The organism is Psychrobacter sp. CMS30, from assembly GCF_904846565.1.
GTDB lineage: Bacteria > Pseudomonadota > Gammaproteobacteria > Pseudomonadales > Moraxellaceae > Psychrobacter > Psychrobacter maritimus.
Map to the genome: position 1 here is coordinate 1 of NZ_CAJHBF010000027.1, position 24,806 is coordinate 24,806.

Genomic DNA, 24,806 nt, shown 5'->3' on the forward strand with positions numbered 1-24,806 from the left:
TGATTATTAATAGTTAGTATTTCAGGTAATAAAAATTCCAGCTAAACAAAAAGGGCTTAAGATTAATAATAAGCCCTTTTTGTATGTTAATTAATCTATTTAATCGTCGTTAAGTGTCTCGAATAGTCCTAACAACGCCTAACGTAAATTAAGTTCAGGAACCGTCTGTCCACGTTTGCTATAGAACTCATTCACAAACTCATCAAAGGTATCTTGTTCAATCGCGTCTCTGATACCTTGCATCAAACGTTGGTAGTAACGTAAGTTATGAATGGTCGCTAATTGCGCGCCTAGCATCTCTTTACATTTATTAAGATGTGATAAGTAAGCACGGCTAAAGTTTTGACAGGTATAGCAATCGCATTCAGGATCTAATGGACCTTCATCCGTGCGATATTGGCTGTTGCGTATACGTACCACGCCTGCGTTTTCAGCGTCGCCTGCGACAAAGTAATGACCATTACGCGCGTTACGGGTCGGCATGACGCAATCGAACATATCGACGCCGCGGCGTACGCCTTCAACGAGGTCTTCAGGCTTACCAACACCCATCAAATAGCGCGGCTTGTCAGCTGGCATATCATCTGCAATATAGTCTAAAACGTCTATCATCTCTTCTTTTGGCTCGCCAACAGACAAACCACCGATGGCATAACCATCAAAGCCAATCTCAAGCAGACCTTCAAGTGATTGCTTACGCAAATCGGCATACATACTACCTTGGATAATGCCAAATAACGCATTGGTATTGCCAAGTTTATTATGCTCATCAACGCAGCGTTGTCCCCAGCGTAGTGATAACTCTAGAGATTTTTTCGCCTCATCATGAGTAGCAGGATAGGGCGTACACTCATCGAACTGCATGACGATATCTGAGTTCAAGCTATATTGAATCTGCATCGATTTTTCTGGCGATAAAAATACTTTTGCGCCATCAATGGGTGATTTAAAGTTAACGCCTTCTTCGGTAATTTTACGCATCGCACCCAGACTGAATACTTGGAATCCGCCTGAATCAGTAAGGATAGGTTTATCCCAATGCATAAATTTATGCAGACCACCAAATTTATCAATGATATCCGTACCGGGACGCAGCCATAAATGAAAAGTATTGCCCAAGATAATATCTGCGCCAATCGCTTCGATATCACGAGGTAACATACCTTTAACGGTACCGTAAGTACCTACAGGCATAAAGGCCGGCGTTTGTACATCGCCATGATTGAGATGAACCGTACCACGGCGCGCACGCGTGATGCCGCTGGCTGTTTTATGTAAGACAAATTGCATAAGTTAACCGCTATTTAAGCTAAGAAAATAGCGCCAATTATAGCATTGTTAGGCATTTTTTTGGACATCGATATTTAAGGTAGCGTCAATTTGAATAGATAGCAAAAGAAGCTATAAAATAGCCTAAGCATATTTAAAGTTAATTTGAAAGATTAATCTTTTTTATTGCCACGCTATAACCAAAAGACACAGACAGTTCTGCCAAGATATTGCTACAGTAAATAAATAACTGCTGCAAATTAAATAGTATTGAAGCCTATTTTTGCACGGCGGAGAAATAATATGAGCAAAGCAACCTACCTATTATCGAAACATTCGCTTTTAAATGGAATGGTATTAAATAGAACGCTATTAAATGGCGTGTTATTAACCAGTACATTATTGCTACCAGGAGCAGCTATGGCAACCGAAGAGCCAAAGTATACGATTTTGTCGCAAAATGATGAGTTTGAATTGCGTCGTTACGGTGAGCAGTTGGCAGCACAGACTTGGGTATCTGGTGACCAAAATGAGGCCAGTCGTAAAGGGTTTAAGATATTAGCGGACTATATCTTTGGTAATAATACGGCATCAAACGGGGAGAGTAGTAAAATCAGTATGACAGCGCCCGTCGCCATGAAGTTTGAAGAAAAGCAATCTGACACTAAGAAAAATGGCGCGTCGCAAAAAATCGCGATGACCGCACCTGTGTCTATTAAACAAGAGCACCAGCAACAGACTGATGATAAATGGCGCGTACAATTTACCATGCCAAGCCAATACACTATGCAGACGCTACCCAAACCTAATAATCCAAGTATCGAGATTGTAGAAGTGCCAGCGCAAACTTATGGCGTTATTAAGTTTCCAGGATTGGCTGGTGCTGAAAAGGTTGCTGCTAAAACTGAGGAGTTGCAATCTTGGATGCAGGCGCAAAAATTAACCATAACAGGTACACCTGAATTGGCACGTTACAATCCACCTTGGACACTACCGTTTCTGCGCCGCAATGAAGTGATGATTGCTTATCAGTCCAAATGACTCATTAATAACAAAAATGACTCAAAAAAAAGACAGCAAGCGCTGTCTTTTTCTATTTAAGCTTAAGCCAATTAATTTAGCTGTTTTGCTCGCGGATGATATTTAGCATACGGCGTAATGGCTCAGCTGCGCCCCATAACAACTGGTCGCCGACAGTGAACGCGCCTAGATATTCAGGACCCATATTAAGCTTACGCAGGCGTCCTAGGGCGACCGTCAAAGTACCGGTCACTGCTACAGGTGTCAAACGGTTGATAGTCGCTTCTTTATCGTCTTCGACCACGTCTAACCACTGATTACCGCTGTTTTTCAATGCCGCTTCGATTTCTTCTAGCGGGATGTCTTTTTTAAGTTTAATCGTTAAACCTTGAGCATGACAGCGCATGGCACCCACGCGGACACACATACCGTCGATGGCAATCTTATCTGCTTCAGAATTACCAAGGATTTTATTGGTTTCAACGCCGCCTTTCCATTCTTCACGTGACTGTTTGTTTTCTAACTGCGCATCGATATAAGGGATCAAGCTACCTGCTAGTGGTACGCCAAAGTATTGCTTTGGAAAGTTATCTGAGCGCTGAGTTTGGGCGATTTTTTTATCAATCTCAAGGATAGCGCTGGCAGGATTGGCAAGCTCATCTTTAACGGCATCATGGAGTACGCCCATACCTTCGATAAGCTCGCGCATGTTGTTGGCACCAGAACCACTTGCTGCTTGATAGGTCATGGCGCTGACCCATTCGACCCAGCCTTTATTAAATAACTCACCAATCGCCATGAGCATCAGTGATACGGTACAGTTACCACCGATAAAGTCTTTTTTGCCATTTGCCAGCGCACTATCAATGACACTGCGGTTGACGGGATCAAGAATAATGATACTGTCGTCTTCCATGCGTAAGGTGCTTGCCGCATCAATCCAATAGCCAGTCCAGCCGCTATCGCGGAGTGGTTGATGTACTTTTGAGGTGTAGTCGCCACCTTGGCAGGTAATAATCACATCACAAGCAGCAAGTGCTGCAATATCATGAGCATCTTTTAGTTGGCTGGTCTTGATACCATCAAAGCTTGGTGCGTTGCCGCCGGCGTTACTGGTTGAAAAAAACACCGGCGTCATACCGTCAAAGTCTTTTTCTTCACGCATACGTTGTATCAATACTGACCCGACCATACCGCGCCAGCCTACCAAGCCTACTGTTAAATTACTCATGAAACTTAATCCTTTTTACAATAAATTGTTGCATCGCCAACCAATAACAATGCCGTGAATAGCCCCAAAAAGCAAGGTTTTTTAGAAAGTTTCCAGTGTTTTATAGACAGTAAGTATGATGTTCACTATCACGCTGAGTGATGATTATAAATATAATAACAATAAAGCTTGCAGCTTATTATGCAGCGAACTATTTATGACAGTTATTGTTGATTAAAATGGTAGTTTATAAAGCGCTTTAGATTGTAACTTTTTATAGTGGCTATGGCGTAATTTATGTTCAATAGTAGGCGTTGGACTTCTGAAATGCTAAAGTAAGCAGCTATTACTCAACTTGATATTAGATTTTTGCTATGCGCAGTTTGGGTAGTGGCGATTTAGGCAGCAACAATTTAGATAACGAGGGTTTAGACACCAATAAATTGAATCCGGTCACTGTCAGTTAGTGCAAACAGTTAATTAATACAATCATTGGCTTCATCATTCATTTAAGAAACGGTCGATACACATTATGGATTTCTCCCTATTATATTATGGCGCACAGTGGTTAGCGGGGCTAATTGCATTTGTTACCATTTGGGGCTGGCTACCACTTGATCATTGGTGGGTGCGCGGCGTTGAGTTCCCCCGTATCCAAATCATGATATTGGGCATCATTGCATGGGTCGGTATGCTGGCATTTGGCGCGGAATGGCAGCTTGGGCAGTGGCTGCTGTTTATCGTTTTGAGCATCACTTTGGCCTTTCAGCTGCGTATGGTATTGCCCTATACCAAACTGTGGAAAAAAGGAGTAAAAAATGCCAAAGATAAGCCGGAAGTTGAGGAGTGTCAGTTAAAAATCATGGTTTCAAATGTGTTGACCCCTAATGATCAGACCCAAAAACTGGTTGATTTGGTCAAAGACAAACAGCCTGATATCTTAATAACTTTAGAAACCGATAAGAAATGGGAAACAGCCCTCAATCAAATTGAAGCAGATTATCCTTATACGGTAAAAGTTCCATTAGACAATCTGTATGGGATGCACCTGTACTCCAAGCTTGAGCTGATAAATCCTGAAGTGAAGTATTTGATGATAGACGACATACCATCTATTCATACGCAGATGCGCTTGCAAGGCGGACAAATCATTTGGCTATACTGCTTACACCCGATGCCACCCAGTCCGACAGAAGCGGATAAATCTACGACCCGTGATGCTGAGCTATTGATGGTTGGAAAACATATCAAAGAGAATAACCAGACCGCTATCTTGGCGGGTGATTTAAATGATGTTGCTTGGTCAAAAACCACCCGTCGCTTTCAGCGTATCTCGGGTTTGTTAGACCCGCGTATCGGGCGCCATTTTATCAATACCTTTCATGTTAAGTACCCATTTTTGCGCTGGGCATTAGACCATATTTTCCACAGTGCGTGCTTTACCGTGGTCGATATCAAGCGTATGCCGTCTATTGGCTCTGATCATTTTCCGGTGATGACGACACTACAATATGAGCCAGAGCAGGCGAGTAAACAACAAAGCAATGCGCCTACCGAAAAAGCAGAAGATGTTAAAGAGGCAAAAAATACCATCGAAGCAGGCAAGAAAGAGGGCTGTAAAGTATCGAAAGAGCACGCAGAAGCAGAAGAGAAGAGCGATTGCTAAGATGGTTCAAGTACTTTTATAAAGGGCACGAATTAAACGATTGCGACGTAAGCAAATGCTTACGCTAAATAAGGTCATTAGCCTCTATGCGTTCTCAATCAATTGGCCTAGAATACAACCATCAACACAAGGATACGCAAGGATGTAGTGTTGAGGCAGTACTAATAAAAGCACAGGTCAGCCCGCTGTCTTATAGAGTACTGTTTGTGACTTAGGATGAGTCAACACGGAAGAGATAATAACAATAATATGAAACGCCATAGCCCTGAACCCATCGCCCTAGGTTCGGGGCTTTTCTTTGCCTATAACTCAATAGTTTTGTATTGTCAGTTTCTATAGCGCACTAATTTACTGTCAACGATTCCCACCAGTAAACATGTATCCATAGATACCATTGCTTCAGTTGCCCAATCTGGATTAATTAGCTTAAGATACTTATCATCTTGGTTATTACCTATAATGAGTTGCTTCAAGATGGGCGACTTACCATCATCGTCCTGAATAAGAATAAAGTCACCGTCTCTTAAGTCTTTCGACGTGATTTCAGGTTCGATATAAATGATGTCATTCGGCTTAAATTCAGGATACATACTTCTACCATGTATTACTAATCCAAATGCTTGTTTAGACAAATGCTGATGCCTAGGAATCCATGATATTATGCTGTTCATAATTATGGAATCATTATAATTGTTGGCTGTATCCCATGTGATGACTGGAATCATTGCTTCTGCTATTTCTGTTATAGGTAGTAATTTATCTGCTTCATAACTGTTGTTAGTAGCTTCGCGACCAAATATCAGCCAATCTGTATGGCACTGTAAAAAAGAAGCGAGTTTAGTAGCATACATACCTGAGGGTTTCGTATCACCTTTGATCCAACTAGATATGGTTGCTTTACCAGCACCTGTGGCTCTTCTAATATCTGCTTGTGTAACTTTAAGCTCAGACATTCTACTTATAATTCTATCTGCTGTATGGTTCATAGATAATCACTTTGGTTTTTGATGCTTGAATAATACTGTCGTTCATTCTTGATTCATTAAATTGACTATTAACAAACGGCTACTATTTAGATAGCCAAAAAGATAATAATAGGGAATTAAAGATGATGAAATATAATATAAGTTTTTATGGCATTAAAAAGGGCATATGCATTGGCATATACCCTTTTTTTATAAAGCACTTTAACTCATACTTGATTAACTTAATCCTAACTAACCAAGTACCTGAATGTAAGCGCCTGCACGCAGTTCTTGTAGCCAGTCTTCTTTGGCTTGTGGGGCAAGACGCTGATATAGCGCTTGGCGTGCCATATTACGACGATACTCATCGCTGACATCTTGTTGACGCTTACCTTCGACTTTTAAGATATGCCAACCAAATTGCGTTTTGAATGGTGCAGAATAATCGCCGACCGCAGTATTTTTCATCATCGCTTCAAACGGACCAATCATTTGATCTTCACCAACCCAATCCAAATCGCCACCGCGTCCTGCTGAGCCAGGATCATCTGAATAAGTCGAGGCTAGGCTAGCAAAGTCGGCGCCATTACGTAATTGAGCATAGAGATCATTGATTTTTTGTTCTGCAAGGGCATCCGTTTGCAGCTCATCGACTTTGACTAAGATATGACGGGTATTCCATTGCGGTACTAGCATGGTATCACTGGATTTTTTATCAGCCAGTTTGATGATATCAATGCCTTCAGGCGTGATTAAAGGCGCACTCACAGCACCGACCTCAAGTTTGGTGATTTCGCTTGCCAGTTCAGTCGGTAAGGCTGCCGCTTTATGAAAGCCCATATCGCCACCCTGCAACTGAATAGGATAGCTGCCTTGGCTTGCTGCGATAGCTTCCGTCACATCAACATTTGGTGCTTGTAGACGTGTACGTAGACGCTGCGCGACTTTTAATGCCTCATTACGTTGAGCTTCTGACAAGCGGCTATAGTCATCCATATAGGGGATACGCACATGGACAGTTTGATATTCGCTTTGACTTAAGCGCTTGGCTTCAGGAGATGCCAAAAATGCATCAATATCTTGTTCACTGATACGTACACGGCTAGAGATTTGGCGTTGTTGCAAAGCTTGGATAGCGGCATCTTCAATCAATTGCGCGCGTAGAGTAGCATAGCTGCCCGGTTTTGCAGCGTCTAAACGTTGCTGCAATGCAGCAATGCTATTTAGTCCTTCTGCTTGGGCGATTTGAGCCAAGCGTTGATTGATCGCGGCTTCATCAGGATTTAAGCCAACACGTTTCACCAAAGACAGCTGTAATTCGCGCAAGATAAGAGCGTTTAACACTTCAGACTGTAGCTGTGCTGAATTGGCAATCGGTTCACCAGCCGCTTGAGCACGTGCTTGGGTTTGCGCGATAGCAGCGATTAAATCACTTTTTAAAATAGCATTTTCATTAACCAATGCAATGATGCCGTCTGTACTATTGGCAGGCGTCAAACGGTTCACGCTATTTTGTCCAGCTGCGGCATTTGCTTGAGCTGCTTGGGAGGCTTGTGCTTTTGCAGGCTTCACGGTTGCTGCTTGTGCGCTAAAACTTAGAGCAATAGCGCCAGTCATAGTCATAGAAAGCAATACAGCTCGGCTAGTTTGACCTAAAGAAAAAAATCTCATGATGCTCCTCATCAATGTCATTGCATCGGATGGTAATCGGTTAAGCCTCTTGACGATACTTTGAATATTCAAGTAGCGGCTAAGGTTGTCTATAATAAATAGGGTAAAAACAATGCTATAGACTGTTATATCACAAATAACAGTCTATAAATAATGCCATCAATCATACGTTAATCTAATCGTATAGACGATGCTTTATTAATCCTTCCATGCGCTTTGAACTGGCTCAAATCCTAACACCTTGTCAGAAAGCAAGCGCGTTAAACGGCTGCTGCCGCTACCAAGACCGTTAAGTCTGATTTCTGCCATAATCGCTTGCGTCGGTTTGTCTTTGATATTTAAGTCATTATAGTAACGACGACCATAAACGGCAAAACCAAAACAGCAATCCTCATAATCGACACCAATTAACGAATCAAGCATCTTATCACGATTATAATCATACTGACCTTGCGCCAATACGCGCCAGTTATTATTAATAGGGAATACTGCTGACGCGGTAAATGCAGATAAGGGTAATTGGTCGGTGTTTTCATCACGCATACGCTTCACAAAACCGACGTTAAATAAGCTGTTGTCAGACGGCTGATAACGCAGCTCGGTGGTGATATAGTTTAAATCATAGCTATTGGTAAGGGCGCCACTCATGTCTATCCAGACGTTATTATAAGGCTGAGTACTGGTATCCCATACCATTCCTGAAGACGATGATGTCAGGATGGGTTTATCTTGATCAAGGGTTACGCGTCCATCATCGATGTAAAACTGCTCTGCAATGCTACCATCAAAACGTGTCACACCCGTTGCATCGATGTAACGATAATTAATACCGGGTGTAAAGGCATGCAAATCTTGCAAACGGTCATGCCCTAAAAACCAGCTGTCCGAAAAAAGCTGCTCATAGTTGATAGAGGCAACACGGGTATTAAAGTTAGGAATCTCGTTTTGGTCTTTATAGGGCGAATAGGTGTATTTTAAGCGTGGACTTAATAAGCGATAACCGCCCAAGGTATCGTCAAATGCACCAAAAGGTGAACCTGCTTGGTAAAAATACAAACCGGCGTCAATACTGGCCTGTGGCACCAATACTGACTGGCTGCCATCGTCTTTATTAAGCTCGTTATCTGCTAAGCTGTCTTCATCATAAGAGGTATACAGATGCTGTAAGCTGAGCTTAGGTTTAATATAGCCCCAAGATCTTTCCATGGGGTAAACAGCGCTGAGTTTATTATAAATCCGCGTGCCACTTTTTTCATTTTCAGAGCCGTCATCGATAGACTTTTTAAAATAAGCGGTATCACTAACGCCGGTGATATCAAAGCTTTTTGCCCACGGTAAACGATAGTCAAGCTTGAGCTGCGGCAAGCGCGAATAAGGCTTATCTTTATCTTGTAATACCTGCCCATTATTGGTGATGGCGTCTAGCGTCTGAAAAGTTTCTACCTTTAACTCGCCATTGACATAATCATTATAATAATTAACCCGCGCACGGCGTGGTAGGTTTAAGGTATTGTCTGATAAACCTAAGGTATCAAAGTCATTAAGATAGTCAGCATCAGATACATAACTGTATTTTGCATCACCACTTAAGCGCGGAATGCTTTTAGATGACCAATAATGATCATAAAACAAACTGCTGCGATCTTCGCCGTCATACTCTTTATCATTGGGCAGATATGAGCCATTAAAAATACCTTCGCCATACTCTTCAGTCAAATAACGAAATTCACCTGAGAGCATCGGGTTGCGATTGGTATAAATACGGGTATTAAGCGTCGCATCATAATTCGGCGCTAAATTAAAGTAATAAGGAACGTCAACCTCAAGACCGCTTTCACTACTGATACTAGCATTGGGCAGTAAAAATCCGCTACTGCGTCGATTGTCTATAGGAAAGTTAAAATAAGGCAAATAGAAGACAGGCACATCAGCGATACGGAAGGTCGTATTATAAGCTTCGCCGCGACCGGTTTCGGTATCTAAGTCGATACTTTTGGCATCAAACTGCCATTTTCGGTTGGTGGGCGGGCAAGTGCTGAACATCACCTCATCAAGCTCGTATTGTGTCTCATTCGGTCGATTTAAGCGCTTGGCATAACCGTGTGCTTGTAGCTCTACACTGGCAAAGGCCACGTCTTGGGCCGTTGATTGTCCAGTCTCAGTATTATAGTTTAAGCTGTCAGCAACCCCAATGAGACCACCTTTTGACGCTTTATCCGTAAGGCTGGTCTTATTATTTTTGGCATTATTGTTTTGAGTGTTTCCAGCTTGGAGTGGAAGAGTAGATGGATTGCCATTGGCTTGATCGGTAAACATCACCTTACCTTGCGCTGCTGCCACACCATTGGTCAAGTCTAGAACAATCTTGTCCGCTTCGATATGCTGGGTGCCTTGGTCAACTATGACATTGCCTGATAGCTCGGCATAATCGACATTATCATAGTAACCATAATCCGACTCGGCAAATAGCGGTGCTTGATTATTCGGAATGCCGTTTAGATTGGGTGCTGGCTGGCCATTGCTTGCGCCTGTTTCATTAACCGCTCGTTGATAATTGGGGTTTTTCTTGGGGTAGACCCATTGACCTTCGCAGCGTTGGGCGCTGTCAATAGTATTTGGTAGCAGCTTTAAGTCGTTGCCTACGGCCGGAATGGTTTGCGCGGTAAACGTATTTTGAATAGCGCTTTGGTTGTTATCTGCTACATTAGCATTGCTATTATTGTTTAACGTTTCAGGGTCAGTTTCAGGTGTTAATTCATAAAATTCTGCCAAGCGTCTGAGGCTTTCTTGGATACTTTCATCACTGTCGTTAACTTGGCGGTTGTTAACTTTAGTCTCAGCTGTAGTAATACTATCTACTGGCGCAGCGGCATTATTTTGATTGTTGTCATTAGCATTAGCATTAGCATTATTATTATCACTGCTGTCATTAATTTCTGTGATATCGATAGTGTTACTATCTAAATTATTATCATTGTTAAAGGTAGAATTAGTGGCTACAGAGTTATTTGTCCCTATATGATTAACACTAGCTGCTGCATCTTCTATTGCTATGTTGTTAGTTAATCCATTGGTATTGTTATAGCCCGTATTTTGCTTATAATCGCTTTGATAACTGACGTCTTGATTGACAGTATCAATGTTGTTATTGATATTGTTATTGACGTCAGCCGCAACCTTTGGGGCATAAGCGCTAGCACTATCGACCGCTAACGGCTCAGTGGTCTGCGTATCTATCTGTGCATCATTATTAATAGCGGCACTGACGGCTAGGCTTGATAAGCCTAAGGCGCCAAATAAAATCAAACGGATGCTTTGGTAAAGCGGAGAATATAACAAGGGCACACCTATGTATGATTGTAGAGCCTATTGGATTGCGATCATTAGATTACTAGGAGTATTTTAGCGGTATTTAACGGCTAATAAACCAGTAATTCATACGATAATCTCGAAAATCAGAACGTTTTACGTATAATGACGACTAATCATAGTCAAAAAAAACCAAATCAGCTACACTATTTAGCAAAATTTATCATATAGCTAAATATAACTGGGCGAGCTATTGTTAATAGACTGCTTAGATAGTAGCTTATAGTTATTAGCTTATAGACAGACTAGATCTATACTGAGTAATATAATATGGCTCGATGCATTAATTAACTTGCTTACAGCCGAAATTAATTTGCTTAGAGCCGTTGTTAGGCTAAGCCAAGCGCTTCCTATTTTAACAACTATTTGCCCCACTTATCACTACTTTAGTCATTTACGACTGATATTTAACCTGCGATGCTTTTTATGACCGATAAAACTATGTTAGAACCTAGCGTACCCGCTACTCGCCAGCAGCAATTAGAACAATGGCTGCAAGAAGTATTTGCCAATCAACCATTCATTCTTGATAGTTTGCCCGGTGACGCCAGCGCACGCCAATATCACCGTATCCAGCTACTTGACAATAATGAGGCAGAAACGGCGCGCTATATTGTCATGGATTCTGCTGATGAACAAGAGGCGTTGCAGCAGTTTATTAATGTGGCAAAGCTGATGTCACCGGTAATCAATGTCCCAACGCTGGTCGCCCAAGATATAGAAAAAGGCTTTTTGGTATTACAAGACTTTGGGGCGGTAGAGTTTGCGCATCTGTTGGTAGATGCGCCGCCTGTGCAGATTAATGATTATTATCAATTGGCGATGCGTACCTTAGTAGACTTGCAAGCAGTGCCAGTAGCCACCGCAAAAGCTGAGCACCAATTGCCAGATTATGATAAGGCACTTTTAACCCGTGAGATGGATTTGTTTAGCGAATGGTTTATCCCTTATATTGGCGTGGAGCTTGAAGAGACGCTATGGGAAAATCTTAAAGCTGCTTTAATAGCTGAGATTTTGGCACAGCCGCAGGTGATAGTGCATCGTGATTATCACAGTCGCAACCTTATGCAAGACCAGGCAGATCATACGCGCTTAGGCGTCATTGATTTCCAAGATGCGGTAGTAGGCTCGTATACCTATGATTTGGTATCGTTAGTACGAGATGCCTATGTAGAATGGCCGGAGAGTCAAATCACAAGTTGGGTGCAGGATTGTTGGCAATTACAAAAGCAGGCAGGGCTTGTGACCGCTGATAATGCGGCTCAGTTTGAAAACGATGTCAATGTCATGGGTGTACAACGGCATTTAAAAGTGTTGGGTATTTTTATCCGTTTATTTGAACGTGATGGCAAAAGTCGCTATTTGGCCGATATTCCAAAAGTCATGCGTGACTTAATTTTTGAGCTAGAATGGCTGGCAGAATATGGTAATCCTGATATGAAGCAGGCAGTCGGCCCGTTTAATGAATGGTTGCGAGAGATTATCTTGCCTGCTTATCAAAGTAAATTTGTACAACAATATATCTAAATAAGTACATCTAAATAGCATTAATAAAGTAAAAGTGGTTAAAACATCAACCGCCTTTATAGTGTTTAAAAGTCAATAATTAACAATAGGCAGCAAGACAGCCAACAATAAGGAGCGCGTATGTCGGTAATAACGCAAGCAATGATTTTGGCGGCTGGCAAGGGTACGCGCCTGCGTCCGCTAACACTTGAGACGCCAAAGCCTTTGGTTGAAGTCGGCGGGCAGCCATTGATTGTCTGGCATATTAAAGCGCTACAAGCTGCTGGCATTACTGATATCACTATCAATGCGTCATGGCTTGCGGACAAGCTGATGCAGGCATTGGGCGATGGAGCCGAATATGGCGTCAAGCTGCATTGGTCGGTTGAAGATGATGAGCCGCTTGAGACTGCTGGCGGGATTTTTAACGCCCTACAAACAGGCAAGCTGCAAGATGCGCCCTTTATCTTAGTCAACTCTGATGTTTGGATGACCTATGATTTTGCTCAGTTGCAGGACTATACGCTGGGGCCTGACCAATTGGCTCATTTATTGTTGATTGATAATCCTGAGCATAATAATGGCGGTGATTTCGCGATCAATAATGGACTGGCAAGCGAGCAGCCGATTGCTGATGCCGACAAATATACCTTTGCGGGTATCAGCGTGGTATCAGCTAGACTGGTTGATGGACTGGTCTCAGGGCAGCCAGCGCCACTTGCACCACTGCTAAAACAGGCAATGCTAAAGTTTCAAATTACCGCTGAAGTAATTAAAGACAATTGGATAGATGTTGGTACGCCTGAACGCCTAACGCAAGTGAATGAATTTATCGAAACTCACGGCGTCGATAATCATCGCGGCGCATAAACTGTTCTATGACAGTTAACATTCAAACAAATAAAAAAGCAGCGCTGAATATTATAATATTCAGCGCTGCTTTTTTATGGATATAGGAATATAGGTAAAAGGATACGTTTTATACGCCCATTGCCAGTTTAATTAACTGTGCAATCGTAAAGATAACCAAAAACCCTGCCACATATAAGCCAATAAACCATGCCCATTGTGACTGTTTTTTACTGAGCTTTTTCATAACTATTTCTCCGTAATCTCCCATAACGTATTCTTAAGCTTATTGAGCCAAGCACAGCTATTATCCATTATGTGCAATAGATAATAGCCAACGCTATTCTGCTTTAATACATATGCTCATGGTCAGTTTTGCCCTTAAAGGTATAATAAGCAAAAGCGGTGTAGCTCAAAATGATTGGCAGCATAATACCGGCACCGATGAGCATAAAGGATAGCGAAGTATCGGCAGCAGCAGCTTCATAGATGGTCATCTGATACGGTACGATATACGGGAATATGGCAAAACAAACCCCGATATAGCCCATCAAAAATAGTGCGACAGTCAATAAGAACGGACGATATTCACGTTCGCTGGTCAAATCTTTACGCATCAAGAAAAATAACAGCACAACGATAATGGGCATCGGAGCAAGATACAGCAGACCTGGGAAACTAAACCAGCCTTCAAGCGCATCAATACCTGAGAAATACATAAATACCGTTACCGCAATCATCGCCACGATTAAAGCAGAGAGCAGCCAGCCTGAGACTTTACGTGCCCATACTTGTAGGGTATGTTCAGTTTTAATAATTAACCACGTAGAACCCAATAAAGCATAGCCAATTAACAAGGCAAAGCCACACATAATTGAGAAAGGTGAGAACCAATCAAAAGGACCACCGGTATATAAACGATTACTGGCTTCTAAACCTTGTACCAATGCCCCAAGCATAATACCTTGGGCAAAAGTCGCCACGACAGAGCCGATAAAGAAGAAGCTATCCCACACATAGCGGTGCGAGGTGGCTTTAAAGCGGAACTCAAACGCCACACCGCGCATAATCAAACCAAATAACATAAAGATGACGGGCAAATAAAGGCCGGTCATAATGATGCCATAAGCGACAGGGAAGGCGGCGAATAAACCACCTCCGCCGAGCACTAGCCAAGTCTCATTGCCATCCCAAAAAGGGGCAATAGAGTTCATCATGCGGCTGCGGTTTTTATCGGAGCCCGCAAATGGGAACAGAATACCGCAGCCCAAATCAAAGCCATCAAGCAAGACATAAATAAACACAGATAGAGCAATTAAGCCGCCCCAAATTAAGGGTAAATCTAATACATCACCATAGTTAAACATTAGCGTAACCCTCCATCATCGACATCGTCAGCAGGTTTATCCAAGTTGCCTTCACGCCCTTTGGTTTTATCAGCCGCCTGCTTATCACCGCTCAAGGTACGACCTTGTCCTTCAGTGACAGAATGCTCATAGAACTGATCTTCTGACGGATCTTCGTACGGTTTTGGTCCTTGGGCAATCAGACGTAGGATATAAAAACTGCCCGCCCCAAAGACAAAGACATATAGCACGATAAAGCCAATCAAGGTTGTCGCAACTTGCTGCGCCGCAACCGGTGACATACTCTCAGCGGTACGAATGACGCCATATACTGTCCATGGCTGACGACCCGTTTCGGTCACAAACCAGCCAGCAAGTAGCGCGATAAAACCAAGTGGTGTCATCATCATCCATGCCCGGTGAAATAGCTTACTCTCAGGGTTGAACTGTTGTTTTTTAAAGTACTTATAAAGACTAAACAGACCGACGAGCAACATCAACATGCCGATAGCAACCATGATACGGAATGACCAAAAAACAATAGGAACGTAAGGTCGATCTTCTGGTGCCCAGTTCTTAAGTCCTTTAACTTCACCGTCTAATGAATGCGTTAAAATTAAACCTGAGACATAGGGGATTTTAATTTCGTAATGGTTTTTTTCCGCTGTTTGATCTGGAATGCCAAATAAGACAAGAGGCGCACCGCGCTCATTTTCCCACAGACCTTCCATCGCCGCTACTTTAGCTGGCTGATGTTCTAAAGTGTTTAGACCATGCATATCACCAATCAGTACCTGTGCTGGTGCGACAAATATCGCCATAATCATCGCCATGCCTAGCATGACGCGACCGTGTTGTCGATGTTCAGCATGTTTTTTGGACTGTAGATAATAAGCACCAATACCACCAATCACAAAGGCGGTGGTCAAAAATGCTGCCGTCATCATATGCGCATAGCGGTAAGGGAATGATGGGTTAAAGATAATCTCAAGCCAATTGGTTGGATATAGCAGCCCATCAGCGCCCATCAAAAAGCCTTGCGGCGTTTGCATGAAGCTGTTGGCGGCCAAAATCCAAAATCCTGATATCATCGTACCGATGGCGACGATGGCGGTTGAGGCAAGGTGCATACGCTTACTTACCCGTCCCCAACCAAATAGCATAATGCCTAAGAAAGAGGCTTCTAAGAAAAACGCTGTCAATACTTCATAGGCGAGTAGCGGACCTAGGATATTACCGGCTCTGTCTGAAAACACCGCCCAGTTGGTACCGAACTGATAGGACATTACCACGCCCGAAACCACACCCATACCGAACACCACGGCAAATATTTTTACCCAGTGTTTATAAACTTCGGCATAAATAGGCTCACCGGTTTTCAGCCAACGATACTCAAGCACCGTCAGCCAGCTGGCAAGTCCGATAGAAAAAGCGGGGAAAACAATATGCCATGAGATAACGAAGGCAAATTGGATACGCGCGAGCATCAACGCATCAAGTTGATCAATCATAAATGTAGCAAACATAAACGGTTACCCTTATCTGTTAGCTGAATAGCGCTGGCTTCCATGATACGCTCAAGTAACTGTCCGTAACCGTCCATCAATCAGGGCGCTCATTATTACGGGCAATGGCTAAGTATTATTTAGCGGCAAATGTGGTTAAGACAAAACCTTTGGCTAACATAGCGTCAATAACGGCTATGCCTTAGTAACTACTAATCAGTCATCTAAGCAGTAATCGCTGCTATACCTTCATAACTACTAGTTTATAATTACTAATTAGTTACTATTTAGCTAAAGTAAATAATTCATATCCTTACAAATTATTAAATATTCATCAAATGACGGTATTGCTGATATTTGGTACTTAAGTATTATGCGCCCGCCCATTCGTACACGCAAGTTGCACAATCTGGTTATCGCACACCTATTAGTCATAAAGTAATTACAATGTTAGTTAAATAAATTTCAAATAACAGCCATTGTTTAAATATTGTTATCAATATATACATAACAGTAATATGAAAATACATGTTTTAACAATAGGCGTTTACCTTTTTAGGAGTAATAAAAATTGAGGGTGTGTGCTATTAGCTAGGTGTGGGCGCCTAGCTAATAGTAAAACCCTATTCATGTCCTAATACTTTGTTTTATTGCTGTAATTGTTGATGCAAAATACGGCGTAAGGTCAAAATGGTTTGTGGGTTTTCTTGAATGCTATGACCACCATTAATCACCGTCTCCGACGCTGCACCATCAAGATGCGCACTGGTGTAGGGTACGATACCGTCCGAGAGCTGCTCGGTTAATGCTTGGCCAATCTCACCGTCGACCGTCACTGCGGCAACAAGCGGCTGACCTGGTAACTCATCGCTATCCGTTAAGAGCTCATTGGTAGTATCGGAATCGATAGCTCTAGTTAAACTGTCGTCATCCTCTGCTATCTCACGCGATAAATCGAGCTTGGCGCCGGCGGGTTGCATTTCTGCCAAGCCTTTGGTGATATCCGCATCGTTATTGGCGATGATTGAGTGATAGGTGATGCGCTTATTGATACTGATGTCTTTGGTTAATTGAATAAAAGAAGATTTGTCGCTTAATTGACTGGCACCATTTTGTAGATATAGCGCACCGAGCGGGTTTTGTGCCAAGTCGCCTTGAATGGCAAGCGTTGCTAAGTTATCAGTGACTGTTTTTACCAAACCGACGGGCAAATAAACAATGCGGCGTAGCGCACGGGTAAACCAACGGTCGGCATAATCGGTGCCACGAAAAGGCGACGATAAAAATACTGCTGTATCGACTTGCGGTAAGGCTTTTAGCTCAAAACGCTCTCGTAGCTGCTGTTGGCCAAATGATTCTTTCAGCGCGTCACGTATTTTGCGCTTCTCATTCATTGACAGGACATTTTGGTCGTCCAGTCTGTCTAAGTCATCGACCAAGTTCTCATCAGAGAGCATCATACGGGCAATGATACCGCCCATACTATGGCTAATAATGACGCTATTTTTGCTAGCAATATTTTGCCCTTTAGGGTCTGTTTGCTCATAAGTTGCATTGATGAGCTTTTGAATTTGGTAACGATTTTCTAGTATAGGCAAGTTGGTTGGATAAAAAATTTGCCAAACTTGATAATTATTACGCAATTTATCGTCATTAAAAATATCGTTGGTCAAATTGACCCACGTTGCTGGGCTTGATGCCAAACCATGTAGCATAATGATGACACGCTTGTCAGGGTCATAAGGCTCTAACATAAAGAGTTTTGGTAAGCTGGCTTCTTTTTGGCGGGTAATCAAGTTTAAATAACCGACGCCATCGAGCTGATTTTCTGCCAGCCATAAACCGTACCCTGCCGAAAAGTTGGCGGCAAGCGGATAGTCATCGCCCAAGATATTAGCGCTCTCGCTGCGGTACGGGTTATATAAATGAATATCGAGCTGCTTGCTGCTCAGGGTATCGAGCACGCTATCACCAGCAGGCTTAATCAAACCGGTCATCAGTAAATGCCCGGTTGGATAAATGCGTGTGCTGGCATCATCGCTGTCTACATTTGCCTTTGCTAAGTTGTCCTTTACTAAATCATCCTTTGCGCTGTCATCTGCATTACCATTACGGGCTTTTTGAGGGCTGGCTTCTTGATTGAGCCTGCCTGACAACGAGGACACCAATAGTTGGCGAATGGTGGTGGTATAGCGATCATCTAGTGAGGCGACCAAGCTGATACCCAAACCTGGGCGTTTACTAATGGAGTTCAATCCGGAGAGGCGCAGCTCGTAGGTCGAGACCAAATCCGCTAAGGCAGAGGTTTGTTGATTGGCGTTTTTTAGATAGTTATTTTCATTGGGCAAATACACATTGAGATTATAGTCGTCTATTTGCATTTTCATGACTTTGATTTGATCAGTTGGCTGACCGGTTACGGCGGTACGATTGGCAATCGCGGCTTGCTCGCTGTTATGACGACTATTTGATGTCGTTGGTAAATATTCTGTTTTGGTATTGCCCATCATTTTATTGCTGCCGTCAGCCGACTGATAGAGCTGGGTGATGACATCGTTACTGGCGGCGTTATAAATATCTTGGGTTTGGATATCCACATCGCTTGGGATACGGCTTTTCGCCTGCGACCGAGCGATCTCTTTATCCGCGCCTTCAAAGTCATGTTCTAAGCTGTCATAAAATAAATAGGTATAACTGGATTTGATGGCATCAAAAAGCCTGCCTTGATAACCAACCAAGCAGCTATCGGTTCTTTTTTGCTGTGCTTTGGCATCATCATCGCTTAAAGGCGCATTGGCATAATAAGGGTCAAGTGGTGGGCGGGCAAGGGCATTGCGGCAGTCTTTGGACGCGGCGAGCTGGCGTGCTTTGGCATAATGCAATTCGGCAAATACCGCCAACGCTGGACGATAGTGCTCATTGAGCATGCTGTCCGTAAGCTGCGTTAGGCACAGATCAAACTGCTGCATACAAGCTTGCTCGTTGAGCCCTGCTGACAATAAAGCCGAGGCCGTATCACTACTGAGTTTTTTATCGGTGACGATGTTGCCGCGCTGAGCAGAAATGGTCTTGGCCGACGCCTGTTTATTGACAGAAACAGTACTACAAGCGGGCAATATTGCCATTGCTGCAACTACCGCCAATAGAGCGATAGGTTTTTTATTTTTAGAGGTTGGCGTCAGTGCCGCATTGGCAGGGTCAGCGAAAATCATAGGTAATTCCAGTGAATAATAGTCAGGAATGCATCATGAATAAATGACAAATCACTCATTCATATATCAGCATGAGTGTAGCGTAACTTTTGTGCTGCGCCTATCGTATTTGATGGCTTATATTCAAATATCGCAAAATACCGTCGGTTTTTAATGCCGCATTGTGGGGCTCAAATAAAAGCGCTTGGAGTTTAATATTGGGGCTGTCCTAGATAACTAGTTCAAACCCTGTTTAACCCATTGTTTTAATTGTAGTAATTGCGACTTTGGGTCACTGTGATTAAAACGCCACTCACATTCCTTTAAATAGAGGTGAAAATGTTCTTTTGGAACTCCGTTAAACTTACGTAGATGCCGTTTAGCTTGGTTCCAAAAGTTCTCTATACCATTAATGTGATTCTTGTCATTAACAAAGGTTTTGGAGTGGTTGATACGATAATGAGTAAACTCACTGACATCTAATGCGTTATAGCTTTTAAATGAGTCAGTATAAACAATGCTATCAGGCTTCACTTTTTCTCTTATGATGGGGATCAAAGTATCTGCTTTAGCATTGGGTATAATACAAGCGTAGACCTTGCCATTACGCTTTAATAGACCAAACACGGGCACTTTGCTACCAGCACCTCGCCCTCGCTTGCCTTTACGAGTTCCACCAAAGTATGATTCGTCTACTTCGATTTCGCCTTCAAATAGACCAGGGTCTTGACTATTCTCGTAAATAAGCAGTCTTAGCCTATGAAAGTAATAACTGGCTGTCGTTTTATTAATACCAATTAGGCTTGCTGCTGTTCTCGCGGTAGAACCGGCAACAAATAACTCGATTAGTCTGCTTTGTTTATACCAACTTAGTTTACTCTTTCTCATAGTGCTATCCTAAATAATTTTACTTATCTAGGACAGCCCCTTAATATTTAACTAAGTGTTTGAAAAAAATAGCATAGGTTAAAAAATAAAAATTACCAGTTCGGTGCAAGGCGCGTGCTTAGCGAATAAATAAATCCGTAAATAATCTAGTAATAGTTGGCTTAGCGTTTGTATTAGACGCAAAAAAGCGTCTTTATTTTATACTGCCATCATAGCAATATAAAACAAAGACGCTAGAGTTGCGCGCTCAAATGATTGATAACAAGGATTTAAACGCGATTTTTAGTAATGAATGTTACTTTGCTTGATATGTAAACTATCAATACTTAAACAACCAATACTTAGATAACTCTTTATTAAGTACTTGGTTTAATATTTACATCTGGTGCAGGGATATCCCAAATATAGAACTTACCATCTTCGATAAGTTTGATTTGTTGGCGAATCACCGCATTGTCAGGCACTTGTTGTGCTAAACGGCGTAAGCGCTCTAAGGCTTTATCGCGGCGATCACTTAATACGTCAGATTGCGCCAAGCTTTGCTCTGCTTCGGTATAGCCTAGGCTGACTGCTTGATCGAGATATTTCTGACCTTCTTTAAAGCCGCCGCCTTCTGAGAGCATCATGCCATAGATGAAATTGGCTTCACCACTATTAGGTTTCAGTTTAATCGCACGATCGACATATTGCCCACCGCGCACTGTATATTCTGAGCCTAAGTCTAAGTTGCGTCCCATACCATTAAGCTTGGCCGCACGAATCAAGACGTCATAGGAAGCATTTGGCGCTTTGGCATATGGCTCAATCCATTCGGTCATGACTTTGATTTTTTCACGGGCGTTATGACGCTGGGTGCGGTTAGGGAAGTTTGGCGGATAATGGCGCGCATTTGGCGATACTTCTTTAATAAAGTCATCGAGTAAGCTGACGTCCAACTTATCGGTACCAAGTCCTTGCTGCTGCGGTATTAGCACGGTCGGCACAAAGCTGATATCTGAGATATTAACTTGCGGTGCTGGGATATTTGGCAGCTGACCGCTACGTAAATCGATACCCGTTGCAGTCATTGGTCCACGCTCATAAACACGTGTGGTGCCTGTCAGTTCAGGGGCGTTTGGTGCTGGTACGGCTGGTGGCTGAGCCATGTGAGTAGTATTTAAAGGCGCACGGTTTGGTTGGGCGTTAGTCTGTTGAACATTGCTTTGTTGCGCATTGTTGCCTTGAGTAAACGTTGGTTGCGCCACGTTATTTGGTTGAATGCTATTTTGCTGAACGTTGTTTTGTGGAATAGCCGTGTTCGCTTGCGCGTCAGTTTGAGCCGTACTGACAGCAGTATTCGGCTTGGCTAAGCGAATTACACGTTTAGTAGAATCGATTGCGCTAGGTACTGCGGTACTAGTAGAGGCCGCTGTTGCTGTTGCGGTATCAGCTTCTGCTGCATGAACAGGGGCAGATAGCATCATGGCACAGGCAGCGGCTAATGCAGTTAAAGTCGCAAACTTCGGCGCTTTGTGAGAGGTGGTAGGGTGGTTAATCGCTTTCATAAAAATAGTTACCTTATTTATTTAATAATCAATTTATTTAATAATCATTTTGTTTACTGAATTGTTAGTTATCAATCCATCCATTGATTAGTGGTTATGTCTTAGCATTCCGTAAAATCGTACAAATTTTTCATACCCTAGCAAATTAATCTGAGTGCTAACAGTAGTAGGATTGTTAAAAATGAATAATAACCCGTTATCGCTAGCTGTTATAGCAAAGACTTATCCTAATATAATAGTGGCTATATACTAGTGCTTATTATAGAGGATAAACGGTTATAGATGATAAGCGGTGGCTTTCATGCGATTGGCCATCCAGCGCATAGTATGACGTACCGGTGGCGACAATGCCGCGCCGCCATTGGCCAGTGCCAGCTCGCGATGGTGCAATTCCTCAATGTCCATTTGCGCCAGTATTTCTCTTGAGCGTTTATCTTGTGGTGGTAATTGCCCAATATGGTCTTGCAAATGCTCGCTGACTTGCGCTTCAGTTTCTGCGACAAAGCCCAAACTAAACTCATTGGAGATAGCACCTGCTACCGCGCCAAGCCCGAAAGACATGCCATACCATAATGGCGTAAAAATACTAGGGTGGCTGCCAAGCTCATCCAAACGGGTCTCGCACCATACCAGATGATCGACTTCTTCTTCAGCCGACTGTTGCATCGCTTGCTTGACGTTATCGTCTTTTGCCGCAAACGCTTGCCCGTGATACAGCCCTTGAGCGCATACTTCGCCAGTATGGTTGATACGCATCAATCCTGCGACATGACGCGCCTCAGTAATACTGAGCTCAGGAATATCATCACTACTCACGGGCAGGGGGCGGGTGCTAGGATTTGAATGCGGCACGACCGCTCGCAATGCCTTGTCCACCCCAAGTAACAGCTGATCAATTTTTGATAAGGGACGCAGGGCCATGGTTCACTCCTGATGGCTGTGTTTATTATAAATATATTTACGATTAACAGGTTTTAGCTATCTACATTTTTCTTACGACAGCACTTTTATGTGCATAGCCAGCACTGTTTGTAAGCTGCCTGATTTGCTGATAAGCCTTACTATAGCAAACAACTATAACAAACAATGTAGAATGTCGGCAGCAAAACTAATAGCTTGATGATTTATTTATAATATCTATTCGCAGGGCTATTAGCTCATATTGCCAACATCTTTAATCTTGTCGATTACGTTCGTCATCATGGGTTTGGATGACCGCTTGTTTGATATGTTTATTAAGTTTCAGGTATAAAAATATCCCAAAGACAAGATTTAATATACCGGTGACTAAGAACAATTGCGGTAGGGTCAGACCTAACGCATTTAACACCACAATCGAAAAAATTGCCGAGCTGACCATAAAGATGGCATTAAAAATATTGTTGGCACCGACGATGCGTGCACGATGGCTTTTTGGCGCATAAGCTTGCATAGAGGCATATAAAGGCACGATATATAAGCCGCCACTAAAGCCCAAAAGGAATAAGTCGGCAAACACACGCCAGCTACCGCTCATACCCCATAAATCACCAATACCAAGTAGTGCCTCGGTATTAACATCAATATTTAATCCTGATAAAGAAAAATATAAATCAATCGCAAATATACTAAGACCAGCGATACCAAAGGGTAATAAGCGCAGACTGACTTGGTTTTTGGTCAAAGATTTACACAGCAGCGAACCAATTGATACGCCAACCGAAAATAGCGTCAATAGGAAAATAACCACTGACTCATCGCCATGTAAAATGACTTTGCTAAATTCAGGGGTTTGGGTCAAAAACGTCGCCCCATAAAACCAAAACCAGCTATTACCAAGTATGACAAAGAATAAAAAAGGCAAGGAGTATAAATAGCGCACCGTCGCCATGCTGGTGGTAAAGATATTCCAGTTAATCTTCAGGTCAGGCTGCATCGCTGGCATGGTAGGAATAAAACGGGCGGCAAAATAACCTATCGCCGCTACAAATAACACAGTGACACTAATCCAAAATAGCGGCTGTGTTATCTGGGTCAATACCCCGGCGATAATCATACCAAGCAAGATGGCAAGCGAGGTGCCCATTTGGAACAAACCATTGGCACCGACCAGCTCATCTTCTTTCATCGCTTGCGGCAAATAGGCATACTTAATCGGACCAAAAAACGTCGATTGTGTCCCCATCAAAAACAGCGCCACAAATAATAGCGCATACCATTCAAAGACAAAGCCTACTGCGGCAATGATCATGATGGATATCTCAAGCAATTTAATCAATCGCGTCAGTTTTGATTTTTCAAACTTATCGGCGATTTGACCTGCCAAGGCTGAAAATAAAAAATACGGCAAAATAAACAACATCGCCGCTAAGTTATTTAAGATACTGACTTCCATGCCCAGCTGACTGGCAGCGGTGTAAGTCAGCACCAATATCAGCGCCTGCTTAAAAATATTGTCATTGAACGCGCCCAAAAACTGGGTGAAAAACATGGCGCTAAAACGGCGGCGCTTAAATAATTGAAACTGATTGGCCATGAAAATTCCTACAGATGGGTCGCAGCTAGTATAGTGAGAACAAGGTAAAATGCAGTGATTGATATATAAACAATTATCAACAGTATCAAAAACTTATCGAAATATAGCATAGGTTTTATCAATGTTAAGCCGTATAATAGCAAGGGTTTGGTAAAAATACATGCGCCCGATGCTATGATTTGATAATTAACTAAGTTATGATTTGTAAATTTTAGCCGACCAAACCCATAATCTCAGTTAACTGCTCTACGTTTATTCACCGGTAAAACGGAGCGATTGTAATCGACCGTAA

At 42.7% G+C, this 24,806-nt stretch carries 17 protein-coding genes; 4 read left to right on the plus strand and 13 right to left on the minus strand.

The genetic code is table 11. The annotated features are described in order from the left end of the window. Window positions 1–138 precede the first annotated feature (138 nt). Entirely contained in the window at window positions 139–1,290 is a 1,152-nt protein-coding gene (gene tgt, locus JMX94_RS11805) for a tRNA guanosine(34) transglycosylase Tgt (RefSeq protein ID WP_201565639.1), read from the minus strand. A gap of 282 nt (window positions 1,291–1,572) precedes the next feature. On the opposite strand from tgt, the gene JMX94_RS11810 reads away from it, so the two are divergent. After that, entirely contained in the window at window positions 1,573–2,310 is a 738-nt protein-coding gene (locus JMX94_RS11810; RefSeq protein WP_265088961.1) for a heme-binding protein, read from the plus strand. A gap of 76 nt (window positions 2,311–2,386) precedes the next feature. On the opposite strand, the gene asd is transcribed toward JMX94_RS11810, so the two are convergent. Continuing rightward, window positions 2,387–3,520, minus strand: coding sequence for an aspartate-semialdehyde dehydrogenase (gene asd / locus JMX94_RS11815; RefSeq protein ID WP_201565641.1), 1,134 nt, complete (start codon window positions 3,518–3,520; stop codon window positions 2,387–2,389). Between the two features lie 511 nt (window positions 3,521–4,031). Here asd and JMX94_RS11820 point away from each other — a divergent pair. Further along, a complete protein-coding gene (locus JMX94_RS11820; RefSeq protein ID WP_201565643.1) occupies window positions 4,032–5,165 on the plus strand; it encodes an endonuclease/exonuclease/phosphatase family protein in 1,134 nt (377 codons plus the stop codon). Window positions 5,166–5,491: 326 nt separating this feature from the next. On the opposite strand, the gene JMX94_RS11825 is transcribed toward JMX94_RS11820, so the two are convergent. The 3 genes from JMX94_RS11825 to JMX94_RS11835 all read right to left on the minus strand — a co-directional run bounded on the left by JMX94_RS11825 (window position 5,492) and on the right by JMX94_RS11835 (window position 11,140). Further along, window positions 5,492–6,151, minus strand: coding sequence for a S24 family peptidase (locus JMX94_RS11825; protein WP_201565645.1), 660 nt, complete (start codon window positions 6,149–6,151; stop codon window positions 5,492–5,494). A gap of 231 nt (window positions 6,152–6,382) precedes the next feature. After that, the gene (locus JMX94_RS11830; RefSeq protein WP_201565646.1) at window positions 6,383–7,801 is read right to left on the minus strand and encodes a peptidylprolyl isomerase; all 1,419 of its coding nucleotides are present in this window, start codon (window positions 7,799–7,801) and stop codon (window positions 6,383–6,385) included. Window positions 7,802–7,999: 198 nt separating this feature from the next. After that, entirely contained in the window at window positions 8,000–11,140 is a 3,141-nt protein-coding gene (locus JMX94_RS11835; protein WP_201565648.1) for an LPS-assembly protein LptD, read from the minus strand. Between the two features lie 447 nt (window positions 11,141–11,587). On the opposite strand from JMX94_RS11835, the gene JMX94_RS11840 reads away from it, so the two are divergent. Together JMX94_RS11840 and murU are read left to right on the plus strand one after the other, a co-directional pair. Next, window positions 11,588–12,697 (plus strand): phosphotransferase, encoded by a 1,110-nt coding sequence (locus tag JMX94_RS11840; protein WP_201565650.1) that lies wholly within the window; start codon window positions 11,588–11,590, stop codon window positions 12,695–12,697. Between the two features lie 120 nt (window positions 12,698–12,817). Then, window positions 12,818–13,546, plus strand: coding sequence for an N-acetylmuramate alpha-1-phosphate uridylyltransferase MurU (gene murU, locus JMX94_RS11845; protein ID WP_201565652.1), 729 nt, complete (start codon window positions 12,818–12,820; stop codon window positions 13,544–13,546). 109 nt (window positions 13,547–13,655) lie between these two features. On the opposite strand, the gene JMX94_RS13595 is transcribed toward murU, so the two are convergent. The 8 genes from JMX94_RS13595 to JMX94_RS11880 form a co-directional block, all read right to left on the minus strand. Further along, entirely contained in the window at window positions 13,656–13,772 is a 117-nt protein-coding gene (locus JMX94_RS13595; RefSeq protein ID WP_372829867.1) for a DUF2474 domain-containing protein, read from the minus strand. A gap of 103 nt (window positions 13,773–13,875) precedes the next feature. Then, entirely contained in the window at window positions 13,876–14,892 is a 1,017-nt protein-coding gene (gene cydB / locus JMX94_RS11850; RefSeq protein WP_201565654.1) for a cytochrome d ubiquinol oxidase subunit II, read from the minus strand. Beyond that, window positions 14,892–16,397 carry a cytochrome ubiquinol oxidase subunit I gene (locus tag JMX94_RS11855; protein WP_201565656.1) on the minus strand — a complete coding sequence of 502 codons (1,506 nt, stop codon included), beginning with the start codon at window positions 16,395–16,397 and terminating at the stop codon, window positions 14,892–14,894. Before JMX94_RS11855 ends, cydB begins: the two co-directional genes overlap by 1 nt. Window positions 16,398–17,023: 626 nt before the next feature. Beyond that, entirely contained in the window at window positions 17,024–19,588 is a 2,565-nt protein-coding gene (locus JMX94_RS11860; protein ID WP_201565658.1) for a triacylglycerol lipase, read from the minus strand. A 216-nt stretch (window positions 19,589–19,804) separates the two neighbouring features. Next, window positions 19,805–20,455, minus strand: coding sequence for an IS1595-like element ISPssp3 family transposase (locus JMX94_RS11865; RefSeq protein WP_007394843.1), 651 nt, complete (start codon window positions 20,453–20,455; stop codon window positions 19,805–19,807). Window positions 20,456–20,811: 356 nt separating this feature from the next. Further along, a complete protein-coding gene (locus JMX94_RS11870) occupies window positions 20,812–21,999 on the minus strand; it encodes a hypothetical protein (protein WP_201565660.1) in 1,188 nt (395 codons plus the stop codon). 276 nt (window positions 22,000–22,275) lie between these two features. Continuing rightward, the gene (coq7, locus tag JMX94_RS11875; protein WP_227673630.1) at window positions 22,276–22,914 is read right to left on the minus strand and encodes a 2-polyprenyl-3-methyl-6-methoxy-1,4-benzoquinone monooxygenase; all 639 of its coding nucleotides are present in this window, start codon (window positions 22,912–22,914) and stop codon (window positions 22,276–22,278) included. Between the two features lie 259 nt (window positions 22,915–23,173). Continuing rightward, window positions 23,174–24,514, minus strand: a complete 1,341-nt coding sequence (locus JMX94_RS11880) for an MFS transporter (RefSeq protein ID WP_201565664.1) — start codon at window positions 24,512–24,514, stop codon at window positions 23,174–23,176. Between the last annotated feature and the right edge of the window lie 292 nt (window positions 24,515–24,806).

Excerpts from the sequence above, each read along its gene's own strand:
- tgt (WP_201565639.1), bottom strand. The coding sequence starts at position 1,290 with ATGCAATTTGTCTTACATAAAACAGCCAGCGGCATCACGCGTGCGCGC.
- JMX94_RS11810 (WP_265088961.1), top strand. The coding sequence starts at position 1,573 with ATGAGCAAAGCAACCTACCTATTATCGAAACATTCGCTTTTAAATGGA.
- asd (WP_201565641.1), bottom strand. The coding sequence starts at position 3,520 with ATGAGTAATTTAACAGTAGGCTTGGTAGGCTGGCGCGGTATGGTCGGG.
- JMX94_RS11820 (WP_201565643.1), top strand. The coding sequence starts at position 4,032 with ATGGATTTCTCCCTATTATATTATGGCGCACAGTGGTTAGCGGGGCTA.
- JMX94_RS11825 (WP_201565645.1), bottom strand. The coding sequence starts at position 6,151 with ATGAACCATACAGCAGATAGAATTATAAGTAGAATGTCTGAGCTTAAA.
- JMX94_RS11830 (WP_201565646.1), bottom strand. The coding sequence starts at position 7,801 with ATGAGATTTTTTTCTTTAGGTCAAACTAGCCGAGCTGTATTGCTTTCT.
- JMX94_RS11840 (WP_201565650.1), top strand. The coding sequence starts at position 11,588 with ATGCTTTTTATGACCGATAAAACTATGTTAGAACCTAGCGTACCCGCT.
- murU (WP_201565652.1), top strand. The coding sequence starts at position 12,818 with ATGTCGGTAATAACGCAAGCAATGATTTTGGCGGCTGGCAAGGGTACG.
- JMX94_RS13595 (WP_372829867.1), bottom strand. The coding sequence starts at position 13,772 with ATGAAAAAGCTCAGTAAAAAACAGTCACAATGGGCATGGTTTATTGGC.
- cydB (WP_201565654.1), bottom strand. The coding sequence starts at position 14,892 with ATGTTTAACTATGGTGATGTATTAGATTTACCCTTAATTTGGGGCGGC.
- JMX94_RS11855 (WP_201565656.1), bottom strand. The coding sequence starts at position 16,397 with ATGTTTGCTACATTTATGATTGATCAACTTGATGCGTTGATGCTCGCG.
- JMX94_RS11860 (WP_201565658.1), bottom strand. The coding sequence starts at position 19,588 with ATGATTTTCGCTGACCCTGCCAATGCGGCACTGACGCCAACCTCTAAA.
- JMX94_RS11865 (WP_007394843.1), bottom strand. The coding sequence starts at position 20,455 with ATGAGAAAGAGTAAACTAAGTTGGTATAAACAAAGCAGACTAATCGAG.
- JMX94_RS11870 (WP_201565660.1), bottom strand. The coding sequence starts at position 21,999 with ATGAAAGCGATTAACCACCCTACCACCTCTCACAAAGCGCCGAAGTTT.
- JMX94_RS11880 (WP_201565664.1), bottom strand. The coding sequence starts at position 24,514 with ATGGCCAATCAGTTTCAATTATTTAAGCGCCGCCGTTTTAGCGCCATG.